The sequence below is a fragment of the Candidatus Marifrigoribacter sp. Uisw_064 genome (assembly GCF_047730175.1).
In the GTDB taxonomy this organism is placed as follows: domain Bacteria; phylum Bacteroidota; class Bacteroidia; order Flavobacteriales; family Flavobacteriaceae; genus Marifrigoribacter.
Genome location: NZ_CP159833.1, coordinates 439002 through 460010, shown reverse-complemented (window position 1 = coordinate 460010; position 21009 = coordinate 439002). Strand labels below are relative to the sequence as shown.

Sequence of the window (21009 nt, the reverse complement as noted above, 5' to 3'; positions counted from 1 at the left end):
ATTGTCTTGTTTTCATTAATAAATATGCTGTTTTGCTAATATTTAGGTAATTTTTTTAAAGTGTATGTTTTTTGTAGCGGTTAAAATTGTCAAATTCACAATTTTGAATGGTATTTTTACTTTCATCGGTTTTATGTATTAAAATATCTTTTTGTAAAATTTAGAACCAATTAAGATCAACCTTAAATAACAATACTATGAGGAACAACCTTTTGAGAATAGCTCTTTTCTTATTTGTGAGTGTCATGTTTTCACAACAAAATAAAGTTTCAGTAAAATCAGATCCTTCAGGGATGAAACTACAAGTAAATGGTGAAGATTTTATGATTAATGGTATGAACTGGGATTACTTTCCAATTGGAACCAATTATTCTTACAGTTTATGGACCCAGTCAGACGATTTTATTAAAGCTGCATTAGATGCTGAAATGGGTCTTTTGAAAAATATGGGTGTTAATGCTGTTAGAATGTATAATGGTGTACAACCTAAATGGGTTCAATATATTTATGAAAACTATGGTATTTATACTATGGTTAATCATCCATTTGGTAGGTATGGGCTTACGATTGATGGTGTGTGGACCCCAGTTACCGAATACAGAGATCAAGCAACACAAGATATTCTAATGGCTGAAGTTACAGCATTGGCAGAAGAATTTAAAAACACGCCAGGATTGTTAATGTTTTTATTAGGAAATGAAAACAACTACGGTTTGTTTTGGGCAGGTGCAGAAACAGAAGCTTTTCCAGATGAAGATGAAAAAAGAAAAGAAGTAGGTGAAAAACGCGGAAGACCTATGTATAAACTTATGAACCAAGCAGCTCTTAAAATAAAAGAGATTACTTCTTCTTCTAAACCTGTTGCTATCTGTAATGGTGATGTATTATTTATAGATATTGTTGCTGAAGAATGTAAAGATATTGACATCTATGGTACGAACATGTATCGTGGAAAGACTTTTACCGATGCTTTTGCAACGGTCAAAGAAAAGTTAGATATGCCAATTATGATGACAGAATTTGGTGCAGATGCATTTAGCACTACTGAAAATGCAGAAAACCAAAGAAATCAAGCCTATTATATGGTAAATAACTGGAAAGATATTTATGAAAATGCAGCGGGATTAGGAAAAGCAGAAAATGCAATAGGTGGTTTCACCTTTCAATTTAGTGATGGCTGGTGGAAATTTGGTCAAACTAAAAACCTAGATGTACATGATAATAATGCATCTTGGCCTAATGGAGGTTATGCTCTTGATTTAGCACCTGGTGAAAATAACATGAATGAAGAATGGTTTGGTGTTTGCGCCAAAGGCCCAACAAACGAACGTGGTCTTTATACCTTATATCCAAGAGCTGCATACTACACTTTAAAAGAAGCACATCAATTAAATCCTTATGATGAAGGAATGACGTCTGATTTTGTTACCGACTTTTTTTCCAATATTAATTTAATGGATGGCGTTTTAAGAGCCCGAGGCGATAAAGCTGCTATGGGTGATAATAAGAAAATTGGGATTAGTCAATTAAGGGCTGAGTTCACAACTTTTAATACTGGTGGAAGTTTATTGACCACACCTAATAATGCCGATCCTAATAATGTTGTGTATCCAAACCAATTAGGTTTTGATCATTTGCAATCCTATTTCATAGGAGTGGAAGGAAATCCCGCACCTAATATGCGTGCCAATGTCAACTTTAATGTTATAGGGAATGTAGCTCAGAATCCTATTGATGAGATATTTTATGAGAATAGAGGACGATCTTTTTCTGTGAATTCAGACGATGGGAATGTAAATATTACAGACCCTAATAGAGTACAAGTCTATAATGCAGAGTTCGAATGGAATGCTAAAGACTTCGATTTAAGAGGTTTCTATCGTACAGGTCATTATCATTGGGGTTATGAAGGGGATTTTTTCGGATTGTATAGAGAAGCAAATTATGGCCCAAATCTAGATATTTACCAAGGTGAGATTAATGGATTTGAAATTGACGGGAAGAAATCATTAAAGGGCTTAAAAGCAGCTTTTGGGTCTCAATTATGGTGGGGAGCAAATCCAGCAGTCCTCTTAAAATATAGCAAAAATTTAGGTCATTATGATGTCTCTGCAATTTATCAGGACGATATTGATTCTCAAGGTGAAGGCCTAAGTACATTTGCTGTACCAACACCAAGATCTCGTAAAGCTACAATTCATATAGGTAGAAAATTCGGAAAACTAGGAATAGAAATTGGTGGTATATGGGCAGGTGAACCATTAAACGGAAGAGAGTTTCAAGTAGCTAAAGGCGAATCTGGGAACTACACAATTTTCAACGATAAGATTTCCTCTAAAGATAATTGGGGAGGAAAAGCAAAAATTACATATCTAGGAGGACGATTTAAATGGTATGCACAAGGAGCTGCCCAAGGCTTGGTTGCCAATGGGGGTTCTGATCAAACAAGAACATTTACCGGTTGGAAACTTTTGGATACTGGAAGTGGTAACCAAACTAATTTCCTTACTGGGTTTACTTATACTTTTGGTGATTTTCAAATTGCACCGAACTTCATGTGGCAAAAGCCAATTGTAGATGCCATGCCAAATGATGTGCAAGCACCAGGAAGACTTAGAAATATTGTTGACGATCCATTTGCTGTAAGATCAAATAGAGAAACAACAGCAGGTGAATTATTAATCACATACGATCCAACTCCTGGAACATGGATGTATGAATGGGACAATGACCGCGCTGAAGATGCAAAGTTTGCCTTTAATTTAGGCTTTATTTATCGCCATCATCCAACGGCTCAAGATGCAGCTATCGGATTTTTAGCAGATCGTACACAGTTTGCATTTCCTAATGCGGCCCCTGCAGAAGATATCTGGGAGGCTCATACGCGTATTGTTTCTAAAATTAGTCCAGACCTAGGTGTTATTGCAAATCTTTATGCAGGTAACGGTCAGGCAAATGGTAGCGATGAACGACTGATAAAACGTGTTGGAGGTGACATTAGATTGATCTATAATAAAATTAAGTTAGTACACTCATTCAAGATAAATGATTGGGGACCATTTGATTATCACCGTGATTTCAACTTAACATACCCAGTACAATTAATGTTGGATTTGTCAACAAGTATAGGGAAACCAGATTGGTTTATTTTGCCAAATACTAGAATTGGAATACGTGGAACATGGCGTTCATTGAATCAATATTCTCCACGATATAGCCCTAATGAAGCAATTGAGTTTGCTCCATCACCTATCATAAGTCCCGTTGGATTTGATAACGGTTCCGAATGGGAAATAAGAACATACATCCATATCAACATAGGAAAATAAAAATTAAGAAAATGAAAACAAGAAAATTTAATTATTATAAAATTGTATTGCTTCTAGCAATCACTGTGACGACATTTCTAAGTTGTGAAAGAGATTTATCTGACGATGCAACTTTAGCAGGTTTTTCAACAAATGGTGAGATTTATATTGATGGCTTTACAGCAGGCTTAAATTATTTTCCTTTTGGAGGTTCTTATTTAGAAGCTTTTAGTGTTGATATAGAAACAAAATATGCCGGCACCTCATCCATGCGTTTTGATGTGCCTAATGTTGGAGATCCTAATGGGGCTTATTCTGGTGCTACTTTTCCAGTAAATTCCCCACGAGATTTATCAGGGTACGACGCCTTGACATTTTGGGCGAAAGGAACTGAAGGAAGGACCATTAATGAAGTTGGTTTTGGAATAGATTTTATTGAAGATAAATATAAAAATAAGCTTCAAGAACCTTTACAAATAACAACAAATTGGAGAAAATATACAATCCCGATTCCAGATGCATCTCAACTAACACAGGAATCTGGTATGTTTTGGTATTCTGAAGGTCCCGATATTGAAGATGGCTCTGGGTGGAGTTTTTGGATAGACGAACTACAATTTGAAAAATTGGGTACAGTTGCACAATCTAGACCAGCGATTTATAATGGTGAAGATGTAATACTACAGTCTTTTGTAGGTGCTGGAGGGGATTTAGGGGCTTTCGTTAGTCAAACATTTAATTTGGGATCTGGACAAGATATTGCAGTTGTACCAGCACCAAGTTATTTTAGCTGGATATCTTCAAACCCAAGCGTTGTAAGTATAGATGAAGATTCAGGGGTTTATATAGCTCTTAGTGTTGGTCAAGCAGTATTAACAGCTTCTATAGCTGGCGTTGAAGCAACAGGTTCACTAGACATAACTGTATTAGGAGAATATGACCCTGCACCATTCCCAACAAGAGACCCAAGTACAGTAATCTCTGTTTTTAGTGATGCCTATACAAATGTTCCTGTAGATTATTATAACGGTTATTTTAATGGTGACGGACAAACAACACAAGGTCAAAATGATATTTTCATTAATGGGGATAATGTTATTAGTTATACAGAATTAAATTTTGTTGGTATTGGTACATTTTTAAATGTAGCGCCTATAAATGCTTCAGGAATGACACATCTTCATTTAGATATTAATGTACAAGAAGCTATAGACGCTGGAGATCTGTTAACACTTCAACTTTTAAATGGAGTGCAGACTTCTAATGAAATTTCTGGTTCTATCATAATAAATGACACACAACTATTATCTAATGAGTGGGTTAGCTTGGATATTCCTTTGTCGAGTTTTGGAGGTTTAACTGAACGAGATGCGATAGGACTATTATTCTTTATTTCTAATAATAGCTCTAATATTCCTACAATCTCTAACATTTTTGTAGACAATATTTATTATTATGATGAAGCTATAACACCAACCGATGCTCCTGAAGCCCCTACTGAAGATGAAATTGCTAATAATGTAATTTCAATATATAGTGATGCGTATACAGACATAGGAAATGATGGTCTAAATAACTTTAATAGCGGTTCTATTTTATCTATAGAAACAATCGCTTCTAATGACGTTTTAAAATACACAAATTTAAATTTTACAGGTCTTGAGTTCCTAGGCGCTAATATTATTGATGCTTCAGCAACAACAACATTGCATTTGGATATATGGTCTCCAGATGCTAATGAGTTTAAAATAAAAATTGTTGATTTTGGACCTGATGGGATGTTTGATGGCGGTGACGATACAGAATATGAAATTAATTTTGGACCAACCGCAACAAATGAATGGGTTGCTTACGATATTCCATTATCCGATTTTATTGGGCTTGCCAGTACCGAGAATCTAGCTCAAATAATATTTGTAAATGATCCAGCAGGAACCCTTTTTGTAGATAATCTATACTTCTATAACTAAGAGATTAATATTGAAAATATAAAACATAAATAGTATGAATCAATTTAAAATAAATAAAAGAGTGTTCAAGTACTTTATATTAAGTGTCTCGTTTTTCACTTTTTTTAGTTGCTCTACTGATAATAATCAAACGGTTACAAATTTGAACCAACTAGTCATACAGGATGACTTTAATGTTAATGGCGCACTCGATAGTGCAATGTGGAATTATGACATTGGTAATGGCCCTGGAAACGATGGTTGGGGAAATCAAGAATTGCAATATTATACAGATCGCCCAGAAAATATTAGTATTGAAGATGGGATGATGAAAATAACAGCAATACAAGAATCTTTTGAAGGTTCTGGCTATACATCATCAAGAATAACTACAAAAGGGAAATTCGAACAAAAATATGGCCGTTTTGAAGCGCGTATTAAATTGCCTTGGGGACAAGGAATGTGGCCTGCCTTTTGGATGCTTGGATCTAATATTGATGAGGTAAGTTGGCCTAATTGTGGTGAGATAGACATTATGGAAAATCGAGGCTCAGAACCAACACTCATTTCTAGTGCCCTTCATGGCCCTGGTTATTCTGGAGGGAATCCTATTTTCAAATCCTATAATTTGGAAGATAGTCGTTTTGATAATGAGTTTCACATCTTTGGTATAGAATGGGGTCCAGATTATATTAATTTTTATGTTGATGATGTTCTTTATAACCAAATAACACCTAACGATGTTCCGGGAATATGGGTATTTGATCAACCGTTTTACATAATTATAAATCTAGCGGTTGGAGGTAATTTTGGTGGCCCACCAAATACCGATACAGTTTTTCCTCAAACTATGTTGGTTGATTATGTGAGAATATATCAATAAAATACACAAAAAATAGATTATTACTTACTTGTAAAAGGTCGGACACTTAACTCGATCTTCTCCAAGTAAAATTTAACCATATTAAATCTCAATCTCTAAATATTTATTTTGGGATTCATTAAATAGAATGAGTAAAACATCAATATATATAGGTAATTATCAAGCTTCATTTAATGAAAACGAAATTAAAGGGGAGTTAATTCACTTTGATAACGAAGTATATTATAAGATTTCTAATAGCAGCACTATGAGACCATTTTTTATGAGTCTTGTAAGTAACTCCAATCACTGGATGTTTATTTCCAGTAATGGTGGATTGTCTGCAGGTAGAAAGGATGCTGAGAATGCCCTTTTTCCTTATTATACAGATGATAAAATAACTGAATCTTCGGAGACAACAGGAAGTAAAACAATATTCCATGTTCATAAAAATGATAAATCATTTTTATGGGAGCCTTTTTCAAATAAGTATCAAGGCGTTTATAGCATCAAAAGAAATCTCTACAAAAATAAGTACGGTAATAAAATCATTTTTGAAGAGGTAAATAAAGATTTAGATTTAACATTTAGATACCAATGGAATTCAAGTAACCGTTTTGGTTTTGTGAAAAAATCAACGGTAGTAAATACCTGCAATTCAAATGTTCGTGTAACAGTATTAGATGGCCTACAAAACATTGTACCCTATGGTGTAGGAGCAGATTTACAAAACGGCTATAGTAATTTGGTCGATGCTTATAAAAAAAATGAGTTACAAACAGATACTGGAATTGGCATATTTGCTTTAAGTTCCATAATTGTGGATAAAGCAGAACCAAGCGAAGCACTGAAATCAAATATAGTTTGGTCACTTGGTATGAATAATCCAAAATACCTTGTTTCGTCTTTACAACTTGAAAACTTCAGAACCGGAAAATCAATACATCAAGAGACTGATATTAAAGCTGAAAAAGGTGCGTATTTTATTTGTTCAGATTTTGAATTAGATCCTCAGAAAAAACAGGAATGGATGTTTGTCGCTAATTTGAATCAAAGTATAAGCGATGTTATAAATATTTCAGAAGAAATTAAAAATAATTCTAATTTAATAAAGCTAGTTCAAGAAGATATTGAATACGGCACGAAACGCTTATTAGAATTAGCCGGAGCTTCAGATGCTTTGCAAATTAGTAATAACAAACTCCGCAATACACGTCATTTTTCAAATACTTTATTCAATATCATGCGAGGTGGTATTTTTGATGATAATTATCAAATTGAAAAACGTGATTTTATAAAATATATTGGTAATGCTAACAAAAAAGTATTCAAGAAAAAGGAAACGTTATTAGCTAAATTGCCAGAAGGTTTTGATTTAGATTTTATTATAAATATTGCAGAAAAAGATGAGGACAAAAACTTCAAACGCTTATGCTTTGAATATTTGCCATTAAAATTTAGTCGCCGCCATGGTGATCCAAGTCGCCCTTGGAATAAATTCTCTATTAACACAAGAAGCGAAATAGATGGTTCTAAAATTTTAGATTACGAAGGTAATTGGCGCGATATTTTCCAGAACTGGGAAGCTTTAGCGCATTCGTATCCGGAATTTATAGAAAGTATGATCCATAAGTTTCTGAATGCAACCACTTTTGATGGTTATAACCCATATCGTGTTACTAAAGATGGATTCGATTGGGAAACCATTGAGCCAGATGATCCTTGGTCTTACATAGGTTATTGGGGAGACCATCAAATAATTTACTTACTCAAGTTTTTAGAAATTATTGAAAGTCACTACCCTAATAAATTAGCAAGCTATTTCAATCAGGAAATATTTGTTTATGCTAATGTTCCATATAAAATCAAACCGTATCAGGATTTATTAGCAAACCCTAAGGATACCATTGATTTTGATGATGACTTAGATGCTAGAATTCATCAAAAGAGAATAGAACTTGGAGCAGACGGTACATTATTGAGAGATGAAAATTACTTTATTCACAAAGTGAACCTCATTGAAAAATTATTAGCAACTGTTTTAGCCAAATTATCCAACTTTATTCCAGAAGGTGGTATATGGCTTAATACACAGCGACCAGAATGGAATGATGCCAACAATGCACTTGTAGGAAATGGTGTGTCTATGGTAACTTTAAATTATTTAAGACGTTTTTTAAATTTCTTTGAAAAAGCAGTTGACAGTATGACGGATGACAGTTCTGAAATTTCTATAGAACTATCAATATTCTTCCAAAAAGTATTAAAAGCCTTCAATAACCATAAAGAAATATTAAAAGGAAAAGTATCAGACAAAGACAGAAAATCTGTTTTAGATGATTTAGGTCAAGCAGGAAGCGATTACAGAACAAAAATTTACGAACATGGATTTACAAGTGATAAAGGTGTTATTTCTAAATCTGATTTAGTAGCATTCCTTCAAATTTCAAGAGTGTATTTAGAACATTCTATTCGAGCTAATGAACGGGAAGATAAATTATATCATGCATACAATTTAATGACTGTTACAAGTGATTCTGAAATTTCGATTTCCTACCTATCGGAAATGCTAGAAGGTCAAGTAGCTGTTTTAAGTTCGGGATATATTTCAGGTGAAAAATCATTAGAAGTGTTGAACGCTTTAAAATCCAGTGCATTATTCAGACCAGATCAATACAGTTACTTACTCTATCCAGATAAAGAACTGTCACGTTTTGTAGATAAGAACAATGTACCAAATCAGGCCGTTGAAAATTCTGAATTATTGCAGCAATTATTGCAAGATGGTAACAAACAAATAATCGAAAAGGATGTAACTGGACATTATCATTTTAATGGAAATTTTAATAATGCAGATAGCTTAAAACAGACTTTAGATAATTTACCAGAAAAGTATCATACCCTTGTAAATAAAGATAAGAATACACTATTAAACACATTTGAAGAGATCTTTAACCACAAAGCTTTTACAGGTCGTTCAGGAACCTTTTTCGGCTATGAAGGTCTTGGATCAATTTATTGGCACATGGTTTCAAAATTGTTATTAGCCGTTCAAGAAACGTGTTTATTGGCAGTTAAGAATAATGATAGCGAAGTGATCATTGGCGGATTACTAGATCATTATTATGAAATTAATGAAGGCATAGGCGTTCACAAATCGCCAAAACTATATGGTGCTTTTCCAACAGATCCATATTCGCATACACCAGCAGGTAAAGGAGCGCAACAACCAGGAATGACAGGACAAGTAAAAGAAGATATCTTGTGTCGTTTTGGTGAGTTAGGTGTTTTTGTTGAAAATGGAAACGTACTATTTAATCCGAGATTATTAAGACGAGATGAGTTTTTGGATACAGCGAGAGATTTCACCTATACAAACCTCAATAAAGAGTTAAAAACTATTCAAGTAGAAAAAGGTTCCATGTGCTTTACTTATTGTCAAATTCCAGTTGTTTACAAACTTGATGGCAATATTGGTACACAAGTCATTTATAATGATAATACCACAAAAGATTTTAACGCATTACAACTCGATTTAGAAACGAGCAGGTCAGTATTTAAAAGAACAGGTGATATCAATAAAATTATTGTATCACTGAATAATTAAAAAAAAATACATATGAAAACAATCCAAATACAGATTATTATTCTATGTATTGGATTATGTATGTTCTCATGTGTTAATTCAACCAATAAAAAGATTAATAATAGTCTTGTGAAAGAACAAAAGAATATAACCGCAAAAGATATTTTAGGCAATCCAAAGTATTTAGCAATGTCTTATGGTGGCTACCGTGAACAATCTAGGGATAGTCAACCAACTATCAAGGAAATAAAAGATGATATGAAAATATTATCTGCAATGGGAATAAAAATTTTACGTACCTATAATGTGCAATTAAAACATGCACCGAACTTGCTTGAGGCTATTTCGGAGTTGAAGGCTGAAGATCCAAATTTTGAAATGTATGTCATGCTAGGTGCTTGGATAGATTGTCTAAATGCATGGACTGATCAACCAGTGAATCATGATATTGAAAGCCCAAATAACGAAGGTGAAATAGAAAGAGCTGTAGATTTAGTTAATCAGTACCCTGATATCGTAAAGGTAATTGCAGTTGGAAATGAAGCTATGGTAAAATGGGCTGAAGCTTATTATGTGCAACCAAATGTAATTTTAAAATGGGTTAATCATTTACAAGAATTAAAGAAAAACAGAATGCTTCCAAAAGGACTCTGGGTTACAAGTTCAGATAATTTTGCCTCATGGGGAGGTGGCGGTTCAGAATACCATGTTGAAGATTTAGAAAAGTTGATAAATGCAGTAGATTATATTTCTATGCATACGTACCCTATGCATGACACTCATTATAACCCAGTTTTTTGGGGTGTTAAAGAATCTGAATTTGACTTGTCAAAAAAAGATAAGATAAATAAGGTGATGCTTCGGGCTCGGGATTATGCAATTTCACAATACGATAGTGTAGTAAGTTATGTAAATGGTTTAGGTGTTAAAAAACCTATTCATATTGGAGAAACGGGCTGGTCTAGTTATTCGAATGAGCTTTTTGGGCATGAAGGAACTAGAGCATCTGATGAATATAAACAAGCACTATACTATAATCATATGCGTGAGTGGACAAATAAAGTGAGTCTTTCATGCTTTTATTTTGAAGCGTTTAATGAACAGTGGAAAGATGCACATAATCCTGAAGGTTCTGAAAATCATTTTGGATTATTTAGAATTAAGGGACAAGCAAAATACGCACTATGGGATTTAGTAGATGCAGGTGCTTTTGATGGTTTAACAAGAAATGGAAACCCAATAATAAAGACACTTGAAGGAGATATAAATACATTGATGGAAAAGGTCGAAGCACCACTGACAGAAAACGAGATAATGGTTCATAGATAATGCTATCAATTAAAATATAAATAATATGAAAGCTGTAAATAATTTATTCTGTTTTCTTTTTTTAGTAATTATGATAAGTTGTAGTGAAAAACAAGAGCAATTAGAAGTTGAAGTTTTCGAAACTTCTGCCAGTGGTAATAAATTAACTAAAATCACAGAATTTACTTCTGCAGATTCATCTTCGGTTATAAAAATTCTGCCAGAGCAAAAATATCAAACGATTACAGGATTTGGAGGTTCTTTTACAGAGTCTTCAGCATATTTATTGAATAAGCTTAGTAAAAAGAATCGCGATACAATTCTACAAGCCTATTTTAGTGACGAAGGTGCTCGCTATTCACTTACAAGAACTCACATTAGCTCTTGTGATTTTTCGCTTAGTAATTATACTTACGCGCCAGTTGAAGGTGATATGGAATTAAAAAACTTTACAATAGAAGAAGATCGTGATGATTTAATTCCAATGATTAAGGAAGCGATGGCAATTTCAAACGATGGTTTTAAAATTATAGCTTCACCTTGGACTGCACCACCATGGATGAAAGATAATAAGGCTTATGTCGGAGGAAAATTATTGCCAGAATATTATGATACATTCGCCCTGTTTTTCTCTAAATATATTGAAGCTTACAAAACTGAGGGTATTGATATTTGGGGCTTAACTCCAGTGAATGAACCACACGGAAACGGCAATAATTGGGAGAGCATGCATTTTTCTCCAGAAGAAGAGACCGATTTTGTGCAAAATCATTTGGGACCAAAACTTGAAGCTGATGGAATGGGAGCTGTTAATATTCTTGGTTATGACCAAAATAGAGCTGGTTTAAAAGAATGGGTGGACCAAATGTTTAAAGACGAAGCATCCTCGAAATATTTTGCAGGAACCGCTATTCATTGGTATGAGAGCACCTATGATTTTTTCCCTGAAGAACTACAATATGCACATAATAAAGCACCAGATAAATATTTAATTGAAACAGAAGGATGTGTCGATTCAGAAGTGCCTAAATGGAAAGACGATATGTGGTATTGGTCAAAAGAAGCAACAGATTGGGGTTGGGATTGGGCCGCTGAAGGCGAAAAATATTTACACCCTAAATATGCACCTGTTAATCGGTATGCTAGAGATATTATAGGCTGTTTGAATAATTGGGTAGATGGTTGGGTAGACTGGAACATGGTTTTAGATAAACAAGGCGGACCTAACTGGTTTAAGAATTGGTGTGTTGCACCCATAATTGTAGATCCTGATAATGATGAGGTTTATTTTACACCACTATACTATACCATAGCTCACTTTAGTAAATATATGAGACCTGGAGCAAAAATAATTGGCGTTGAAAATTCAGATGAAAACCTTATGGTAAGTGCAGCTCAAAACCCAGATGGATCCATAGCAATTGTGCTTTTCAATGAAGGAAATACATCCAAAAGTTTCAAGCTGTCTTTAGAAGAAAAAACAATAGATATTACTATAAGTGGTCAAGCTATTCAGACTATAATGATACCAACAAAAAATTAATAATTATGAGTTATAAAAATTCCTCTAAAACAGTCCCTATGGGGCAAAAGATAGCCTTCGGTCTAGGTATGTTGGCAAATCAAATGTTTCCAGCTGCTTTAGGAATTTTTATGGTGGTGTTAATACAAGATTATGGTTTCCCAACATGGATGTGGGGAATTTTATTTTTTCTGCCGCGTATTTTCGACGCTTTTACAGATCCAGTCATGGGTTTTATTTCAGATAACACAAGATCAATTTGGGGCAGACGTAGACAATATGTGCTTATAGGAGCTATTATTATGGGAATTTCTTTTGGATTAATGTGGCAATTATATGTGGCAGATGGTTTAAATTATAATTTTACATATTTCTTAATATGGTCTTTAGTTTTTTATTTAGGACTTACTATTTTTTCTGTGCCTTATGTAGCTATGGGCTATGAGATGAGTGATGATTTTCATGAGCGTACAAACCTCATGGCGGTAGCACAATGGATAGGACAATGGGCTTGGGTAATTGCACCTTGGTTTTGGGTAGTTATGTATGATCCTGAATGGTTTGGAGGAGGGGCAGCTGTTACTACTAGATCTTTAGGTATTTGGGTTGCTGTTATTTGTGCTTTACTAGCAATGGTACCTGCTTTTTTTATAAAAAGCAAATCAACTAAAGATGACGAAAGTCTTACTCCTTTAACGATGAAAACGATAGGAGGTAGTTTAAAACAAATTATAGAAAACTTTAAAGAAGCTTTCAAAATATCAGCTTTTAGAAAATTGTGTTTTTCTACATTTTTAATTTTCAACGCTTTTAATGTAGTTGCTGGTTTTTCATTTTTTATAGTAGTCTATTATTTATTTAATGGTGATGCAACAGCAGCAGGTCTTTGGCCAACTTTATTAGGTAGTGTAGGTGCTTTGGCAACTACCTTTTTAGTGATACCTATTGTGGCTAGGATGTCTAATATCATGGGGAAAAAGAAAGCCTTTATGGTTTCACAAGGAATTTCTGTTTTAGGATATATTATGCTTTGGTTCTTATTTATTCCTGGTAAACCGTATATGTTTTTATTTGCATTGCCTTTTTTCTCTTTTGGAATCGGAAGTTTGTTTATGCTAATGATGTCTATGACTTCAGATATTATAGATGTTGATGAATTAAATACGGGAAAACGAAGAGAAGGTGTTTTTGGAGCTATTTATTGGTGGATGGTAAAGTTTGGTTTTGCAATTGCAGGATTATTAACTGGCGCTATTATGACTTTAGTAGGGTTTGTGCCAGATACTGTAAATACTGAAGCGTCAATTACAGGAATAAGATTATTTTATTCAGGTTTGCCAATACTCGGTACACTTGGAGCTATGTTGATTATGCGGAATTATGACCATACGGAAGAAAAAGCGCTTAAAATAAGTGCTCAATTAGCTAAACGTAAAGGTGAATTTAAATCAAAAGAAATATCTTCAGCCTATGGTGCTGGAAACTGGATAGCTTTAAACGGTAGTTTAGAATTAGAAAATTATACAGAAATAGACATCAGTACTAAAGATGTTAAACAAGTAGAGGACTTATATACTAAACGATTAAATGAAGGAATTAATGGTTTGTGTTTTTCTCCATATATAGAAGGTCAAGATGCTGGTGATATTCTTTCAGAAGAACAAATTCGTCGTCGTATGAAAGTGATTTCACCCTATACAAAATGGGTACGATCATTCTCTTGTACAGATGGAAATGAGTTTATACCAGAAACAGCTCATAGTGCTAGTAAAAAAGCATTGGTTGGTGCTTGGATAAGTGCAGATAAAGAGCGGAATGAAAAAGAAATTGAAGCCTTAATAAAACTTGCTAAAAATGGTTTTGTTGATATTGCTGCAGTGGGTAATGAAGTATTACTGCGTGGTGATATTTCTGAAGAAGAATTAATAAATTATATTAATAGAGTTAAAGAGGCACTATCTGGTTTAAATATTCCTGTTGGTTACGTTGATACGTATTACGAATATTATAATCGACCTAATTTAGTTAATGCAACAGATGTTATTTTAGCTAACTGTTACCCGTTTTGGGAAGGTCTTGCTATTGAAAATTCCTTAACACATTTAAGACAAATGTATGCCATAACTAAAAGTATTGCTAAAGGTAAGAAAATAATTATTGCAGAAACAGGTTGGCCAAGTCAAGGTGAAATGATTGATGATGCACAACCAACCCAATTAAACGCCATGAAGTATTTTATTCAAACTCAAGAATGGGCGACTCTAGAAAGTGTTGAAATGTTCCATTTCTCTTCCTTTGACGAGTCATGGAAAGTTAGTGTAGAGGGCGAGCTTGGTGCACGCTGGGGAATTTGGGATAAAGACGAAAAATTAAAGTACAATTAATAAATATACTAGGAATAAATAAAATAAAGAAAATGTCATATAGAGGAGATCATAATTATTTACTGAAAAACACAAAATTCACGGAACATGTTGGAGTTGATTTTAACAGCTATTCAATTGTTGAATTAAAGAGACTCTGGAAAGAAACTTTGGAAAACGGAATGCATGGCTTGTGTTTTAGTATGTATGAAGATGGACAGGAACCAGGAGACCTTATTACAGAAGCTCAGGTTGAAAGACGAATTAAAATTATGAAACCGTACTCAAAATGGGTGCGTTCATTTTCTTGTATTGAAGGGAATGAGTATGTTCCACAAATAGCTCATAAACATGGACTAAAAACTTTGGTTGGGGCTTGGTTAGGAGATAATAAAGAAGATAACGAGAAGGAGATTGAAGGTTTAATAAAATTAGGGAAACAAGGCTTTGTAGATATTGCAGCCGTTGGTAATGAAGTGTTATATAGAAATGATTTATCGTTAGAGGAGTTATTAGGATATATAAAACGCGTAAAAAATGCACTTCCAAATATACCTGTAGGATATGTTGATGCTTACTATGAATTCTCAAGACATCCAAAATTAGTAGATATAAGCGATGTTATTTTAAGTAACTGCTACCCATTTTGGGAAGGTTGTAGTATCGAAGATTCGTTAAATCATATGCAACAAATGTTTGGTCAAGCTACACACGCTTGTAAAGGTAAAAAAGTTATCATAACAGAAACAGGTTGGCCAAATCATGGAGAGAATTTAAAAGGCGCTTTTCCTTCAGATGAAAGTGCTATGAAATACTTTATAAATGCCCAAGTATGGTCTGCAAAAGCAAATATTGAAATGTTCTATTTCTCTTCCTTTGACGAGTCATGGAAGGTTGGTGATGAAGGTATTGTTGGTGCGTATTGGGGGCTTTGGGATAAAGATGAAAAGCTTAAGTTTTAGTAAAGTATTTCAAAATAAAATGACTAAATAATTTTAAAATAAATCACCTTTTATCCTTAATAGTACGTTTGAAATCCACAACAGAAAGATATAGGTGGAAAGCAAGTACTAACATGTATTGAAATCACACAACATTACCTATACAATTCTAATTTTTTAAGATTTTTAACACCTTTTTCAGGACAGTAAATACTCTTGAACCTATAGTTATGTATAATGTTAAGTGTTTTTCGTATTGATATATATATCTTTTTTTTGATTGTATGTTTTTTGTAGCGGTACAAAATATGGATATCACACTTTATAGACCTTATATTTGAGAATATCGAAAAATATCCTTTCGATAATTAAATAATTCATAACTCTTTTATTATATTATTATGAAAAAAATTATACAGCTAATAGCACTATTAATTTTTACTGGAGGTTTAGCGCAAAATGCTCCGGTCACTTTTGAACCTGGAGAATTCGGAAATACGTGGACATGGACTGTGTTCGAAAATGACGACGACCCTGCATTAGAAATTGTCACTAATCCAGATCCATCTGGAATCAATACCTCAACGACCGTTGCAAAATTTACAGCGCGTGATGCAGGAAATCCCTGGGCAGGTGTTGAATCCATGCATGGAAGTGATATTGGAACCTTTGATTTGACAGCTGGAAATGCTATAGTTAGCATCATGGTTTGGAAAACCAAAATTAGTGATATAGGAATCAAATTTGCAACACCGCCGGGTGGAGCTCAACCAGAACTTAAAGTAGCGAATACCTTAATTAACCAATGGGAGTTAATTACTATTGATTTTACTGGTTATATAGGACTTGGAGAAACAACAGGTTTGGATCAAATTATTATCTTTCCCGATTTTATAGATCGTACAGCAGATGATATTATTTATTTTGACAATATTTCATTTGGTACGCCAACAGATGATTTAGTTGAATTACCAGTAGACTTTGAGAGTTCTTCAGCTGATTATAATGTAATTGCCTTCGGAGGTGCAGATTCCGCAGTAGAGCCTAATCCAGATATGTCTGGTGAGAATACAAGTACTACTGTAGTAAGAACAACCAAGACTACTGGCTCAGAATTTTGGGCAGGAACAGAAATGGAATTAGACACTCCAATAGATTTTTCTGCTTCAGAAATGATTTCCATAAAGACATGGTCACCAAAAGCAGATATACCAGTAAGGTTAAAATTAGAAAATTCTGGTGGTGCGTTTTTAGAATTAGATGTTAATACGACGTTAACGAATCAGTGGGAAACACTTACGTGGGACTTTACAGGATTAACTGCTGGTATAGATTTTACTAAGGTAGTTGTGTTCTTTGAATTTGTAGATGGTTTACCAGGTGATGGAAGTATATACTATTATGATGATATAGAGGTGTTAGCACCTGTTATGGATTTAGTTGAATTACCAGTAGACTTTGAGAGTTCTTCAGCTGATTATAATGTAATTACCTTTGGAGGTGCAGATTCCGCAGTAGAGCCTAATCCAGATATGTCTGGTGAGAATACAAGTACTACTGTAGTAAGAACAACCAAGACTACTGGCTCAGAATTTTGGGCAGGAACAGAAATGGAATTAGACACTCCAATAGATTTTTCTGCTTCAGAAATGATTTCCATAAAGACATGGTCACCAAAAGCAGATATACCAGTAAGGTTAAAATTAGAAAATTCTGGTGGTGCGTTTTTAGAATTAGATGTTAATACGACGTTAACGAATCAGTGGGAAACACTTACGTGGGACTTTACAGGATTAACTGCTGGTATAGATTTTACTAAGGTAGTTGTGTTCTTTGAATTTGTAGATGGTTTACCAGGTGATGGAAGTATATACTATTATGATGATATAGAGGTGTTAGCACCTGTTATGGATTTAGTTGAATTACCAGTAGACTTTGAGAGTTCTTCAGCTGATTATAATGTAATTACCTTTGGAGGTGCAGATTCCGCAGTAGAGGCGAATCCAGATATGTCTGGTGAGAATACAAGTACTACTGTAGTAAGAACAACCAAGACTACTGGCTCAGAATTTTGGGCAGGAACAGAAATGGAATTAGACACTCCAATAGATTTTTCTGCTTCAGAAATGATTTCCATAAAGACATGGTCACCAAAAGCAGATATACCAGTAAGGTTAAAATTAGAAAATTCTGGTGGTGCGTTTTTAGAATTAGATGTTAATACGACGTTAACGAATCAGTGGGAAACACTTACGTGGGACTTTACAGGATTAACTGCTGGTATAGATTTTACTAAGGTAGTTGTGTTCTTTGAATTTGTAGATGGTTTACCAGGTGATGGAAGTATATACTATTATGATGATATAGAGGTGTTAGCACCTGTTATGGATTTAGTTGAATTACCAGTAGACTTTGAGAGTTCTTCAGCTGATTATAATGTAATTACCTTTGGAGGTGCAGATTCCGCAGTAGAGGCGAATCCAGATATGTCTGGTGAGAATACAAGTACTACTGTAGTAAGAACAACCAAGACTACTGGCTCAGAATTTTGGGCAGGAACAGAAATGGAATTAGACACTCCAATAGATTTTTCTGCTTCAGAAATGATTTCCATAAAGACATGGTCACCAAAAGCAGATATACCAGTAAGGTTAAAATTAGAAAATTCTGGTGGTGCGTTTTTAGAATTAGATGTTAATACGACGTTAACGAATCAGTGGGAAACACTTACGTGGGACTTTACAGGATTAACTGCTGGTATAGATTTTACTAAGGTAGTTGTGTTCTTTGAATTTGTAGATGGTTTGCCAGGTGATGGAAGTATATACTACTATGATGATATTGAAGTAGTTGAAGCGAATAATGATGGTCCAAATGTTCCTATAGATTTTGAAGTGGGAGGACAAGGTGCAGATTGGACATGGACTGTGTTCGAAAATGACGACGACCCTGCATTAGAAATTGTCACTAATCCAGATCCATCTGGAATCAATACCTCAACGACCGTTGCAAAATTTACAGCGCGTGATGCAGGAAATCCCTGGGCAGGAGTAGAATCTATGCACGGTAGTGATCTTGGAAGCTTTGATTTGACAGCTGAGAATGCTTTAGTTAGCATCATGGTTTGGAAAACCAAAATTAGTGATATAGGAATAAAATTTGCAACACCGTCGGGTGGAGCCCAGCCAGAACTTAAAGTAGCTAATACCTTAATAAACCAGTGGGAGTTAATTAACATAGATTTTTCTGGTTATATAGGACTGGGGGAAACAACAGGCTTAGATCAAATTATTATCTTTCCCGATTTTATAGATCGTACAGCTGATGATATTATTTATTTTGACAATATATCTTTTGGACCAGTATCTGCTGGCGATCTAGTTGAATTACCAGTAGATTTTGAGAGTACGACAGCCGATTATGCTTTAGTAGGATTTGAAGGAGCAGATTCAGCAGTAGAGCCTAATCCAGATATGTCTGGTGAGAATACAAGTGCTACCGTAGTTAGAACAACCAAAACAGTAGGAGCACAATTTTTTGCTGGAACGGCAATGGGCTTAGATACACCGATAGATTTTTCTGCTTCGGAAATGATTTCCATAAAAACATGGTCACCAAAAGCAGGCATACCAGTTCGATTGAAACTGGAAGCTGTTGGCGGAGCTTTTGTAGAATTGGATGCGATGACTACCCTTGAGAATCAATGGGAAACACTTACATGGGATTTCACAGGACAAACAGCAGGGATAGATTTTACAACAGTAATTGTCTTCTTTGAATTTGTAGTTGATTTACCAGGAGATGGGACAACATATTACTACGATGATATAGAAGTAATGTTACCTGCTATGGATCTAGTTGAATTACCAGTAGGCTTTGAGAGTACGACAGCCGATTATGCTTTAGTAGGATTTGAAGGAGCAGATTCAGCAGTAGAGCCTAATCCAGATATGTCTGGTGAGAATACAAGTGCTACCGTAGTTAGAACAACCAAAACAGTAGGAGCACAATTTTTTGCTGGAACGGCAATGGGCTTAGATACACCGATAGATTTTTCTGCTTCGGAAATGATTTCCATAAAAACATGGTCACCAAAAGCAGGCATACCAGTTCGATTGAAACTGGAAGCTGTTGGCGGAGCTTTTGTAGAATTGGATGCGATGACTACCCTTGAGAATCAATGGGAAACACTTACATGGGATTTCACAGGACAAACAGCAGGGATAGATTTTACAACAGTAATTGTCTTCTTTGAGTTTGTAGTTGATTTACCAGGAGATGGGACAACATATTACTACGATGATATTGAGGTGGAAACTGATTTAGGTTTAGATGACAATGAATTGCAATCAATTATTTCTTATCCAAACCCAACTCACAATGTTTGGAATATTAGAATCACTAATCAGACTATTGACTCAATACAAATAGTAGATGTTCAAGGCAGAATAGTATTAGAGATATTTCCAAACGCAAGTGAAGCTATCATTGAAGCTTCTAGCTTACCAACAGGATTGTATTTTTCAAGAATAAATACTTCGGTAGGAACTAAAACTATAAAGCTGATTAAGCAATAGGTGTAGTATTTAAAATAGCTATAATAAAGTGCGCTATCTTACTGATGATAGCGCACTTTTTTTTTAGTTTATTTAGCTTCTGAAAAATGCTTATTATGAGTTTTTTTGTTTGAACAAGAATTACTGTTGCTCGTGATATAATTTTGGACAAGCAACAGATGCTGGTAAACGCAAAATATTATTAATGCAGGAACAGAATGGCTAAGTCAAGGAGTAATTTAGATGATATGGTTCCATCACTAGATAAATCCCACAAAATACTTTATTAATACTCAAAAGTTGTTCTTCTAAAGATGATATAGATGTGTTTTTTTTTCTTCATTTGATGAATCATAGAATAATGGTTCAGAATTAGATTTAAGTGCTTTTAGAGGCTTTGGAGATAAGGTGAAAGAGCTAATTTTTAGTGAAATCGAAATGAACTAATTTAATACTGCCAAATAGCTTTCAATTAAAGTGTATTTTTCTGTTGTTATAACGGTTTAAAGCCACAACACAAATATTTGCACATAAGTATAGGCGCAACAACGCGCATAATTACCACAACAATACCTATACAAATGTAGTTATTAAAGGTTTTGGGTACTTTTTTT

The 21009-nt window shown here is 34.4% G+C and carries 9 protein-coding genes; all 9 read left to right on the top strand.

What is annotated here, in order from left to right; genetic code table 11:
- Positions 1–197 precede the first annotated feature (197 nt).
- The 9 genes from ABXT64_RS02100 to ABXT64_RS02060 all read left to right on the top strand — a co-directional run bounded on the left by ABXT64_RS02100 (position 198) and on the right by ABXT64_RS02060 (position 20416).
- The gene (locus ABXT64_RS02100; RefSeq protein WP_443633735.1) at positions 198–3329 is read left to right on the top strand and encodes a glycosidase; all 3132 of its coding nucleotides are present in this window, start codon (positions 198–200) and stop codon (positions 3327–3329) included.
- Between the two features lie 11 nt (positions 3330–3340).
- The gene (locus ABXT64_RS02095; protein ID WP_443633734.1) at positions 3341–5278 is read left to right on the top strand and encodes a carbohydrate-binding protein; all 1938 of its coding nucleotides are present in this window, start codon (positions 3341–3343) and stop codon (positions 5276–5278) included.
- A gap of 34 nt (positions 5279–5312) precedes the next feature.
- Entirely contained in the window at positions 5313–6140 is an 828-nt protein-coding gene (locus tag ABXT64_RS02090) for a glycoside hydrolase family 16 protein (RefSeq protein ID WP_443633733.1), read from the top strand.
- Positions 6141–6267: 127 nt separating this feature from the next.
- The gene (locus ABXT64_RS02085; RefSeq protein WP_443633732.1) at positions 6268–9726 is read left to right on the top strand and encodes a hypothetical protein; all 3459 of its coding nucleotides are present in this window, start codon (positions 6268–6270) and stop codon (positions 9724–9726) included.
- A gap of 12 nt (positions 9727–9738) precedes the next feature.
- Entirely contained in the window at positions 9739–11034 is a 1296-nt protein-coding gene (locus tag ABXT64_RS02080) for a glycosyl hydrolase family 17 (protein ID WP_443633731.1), read from the top strand.
- 25 nt (positions 11035–11059) lie between these two features.
- Positions 11060–12556, top strand: coding sequence for a glycoside hydrolase family 30 protein (locus ABXT64_RS02075; RefSeq protein WP_443633730.1), 1497 nt, complete (start codon positions 11060–11062; stop codon positions 12554–12556).
- A gap of 5 nt (positions 12557–12561) precedes the next feature.
- Positions 12562–14919 carry an MFS transporter gene (locus ABXT64_RS02070; RefSeq protein ID WP_443633729.1) on the top strand — a complete coding sequence of 786 codons (2358 nt, stop codon included), beginning with the start codon at positions 12562–12564 and terminating at the stop codon, positions 14917–14919.
- A gap of 32 nt (positions 14920–14951) precedes the next feature.
- Positions 14952–15860 (top strand): glycoside hydrolase family 17 protein, encoded by a 909-nt coding sequence (locus ABXT64_RS02065; RefSeq protein WP_443633728.1) that lies wholly within the window; start codon positions 14952–14954, stop codon positions 15858–15860.
- A 380-nt stretch (positions 15861–16240) separates the two neighbouring features.
- Positions 16241–20416 (top strand): T9SS type A sorting domain-containing protein, encoded by a 4176-nt coding sequence (locus tag ABXT64_RS02060; protein WP_443633727.1) that lies wholly within the window; start codon positions 16241–16243, stop codon positions 20414–20416.
- Positions 20417–21009: the final 593 nt, after the last annotated feature.

What these genes read in the sequence shown, in the direction of transcription:
- ABXT64_RS02075 (WP_443633730.1), top strand. Translation starts at nt 11,060, where the DNA reads ATGAAAGCTGTAAATAATTTATTCTGTTTTCTTTTTTTAGTAATTATG.
- ABXT64_RS02090 (WP_443633733.1), top strand. Translation starts at nt 5,313, where the DNA reads ATGAATCAATTTAAAATAAATAAAAGAGTGTTCAAGTACTTTATATTA.
- ABXT64_RS02065 (WP_443633728.1), top strand. Translation starts at nt 14,952, where the DNA reads ATGTCATATAGAGGAGATCATAATTATTTACTGAAAAACACAAAATTC.
- ABXT64_RS02080 (WP_443633731.1), top strand. Translation starts at nt 9,739, where the DNA reads ATGAAAACAATCCAAATACAGATTATTATTCTATGTATTGGATTATGT.
- ABXT64_RS02095 (WP_443633734.1), top strand. Translation starts at nt 3,341, where the DNA reads ATGAAAACAAGAAAATTTAATTATTATAAAATTGTATTGCTTCTAGCA.
- ABXT64_RS02070 (WP_443633729.1), top strand. Translation starts at nt 12,562, where the DNA reads ATGAGTTATAAAAATTCCTCTAAAACAGTCCCTATGGGGCAAAAGATA.
- ABXT64_RS02060 (WP_443633727.1), top strand. Translation starts at nt 16,241, where the DNA reads ATGAAAAAAATTATACAGCTAATAGCACTATTAATTTTTACTGGAGGT.
- ABXT64_RS02100 (WP_443633735.1), top strand. Translation starts at nt 198, where the DNA reads ATGAGGAACAACCTTTTGAGAATAGCTCTTTTCTTATTTGTGAGTGTC.
- ABXT64_RS02085 (WP_443633732.1), top strand. Translation starts at nt 6,268, where the DNA reads ATGAGTAAAACATCAATATATATAGGTAATTATCAAGCTTCATTTAAT.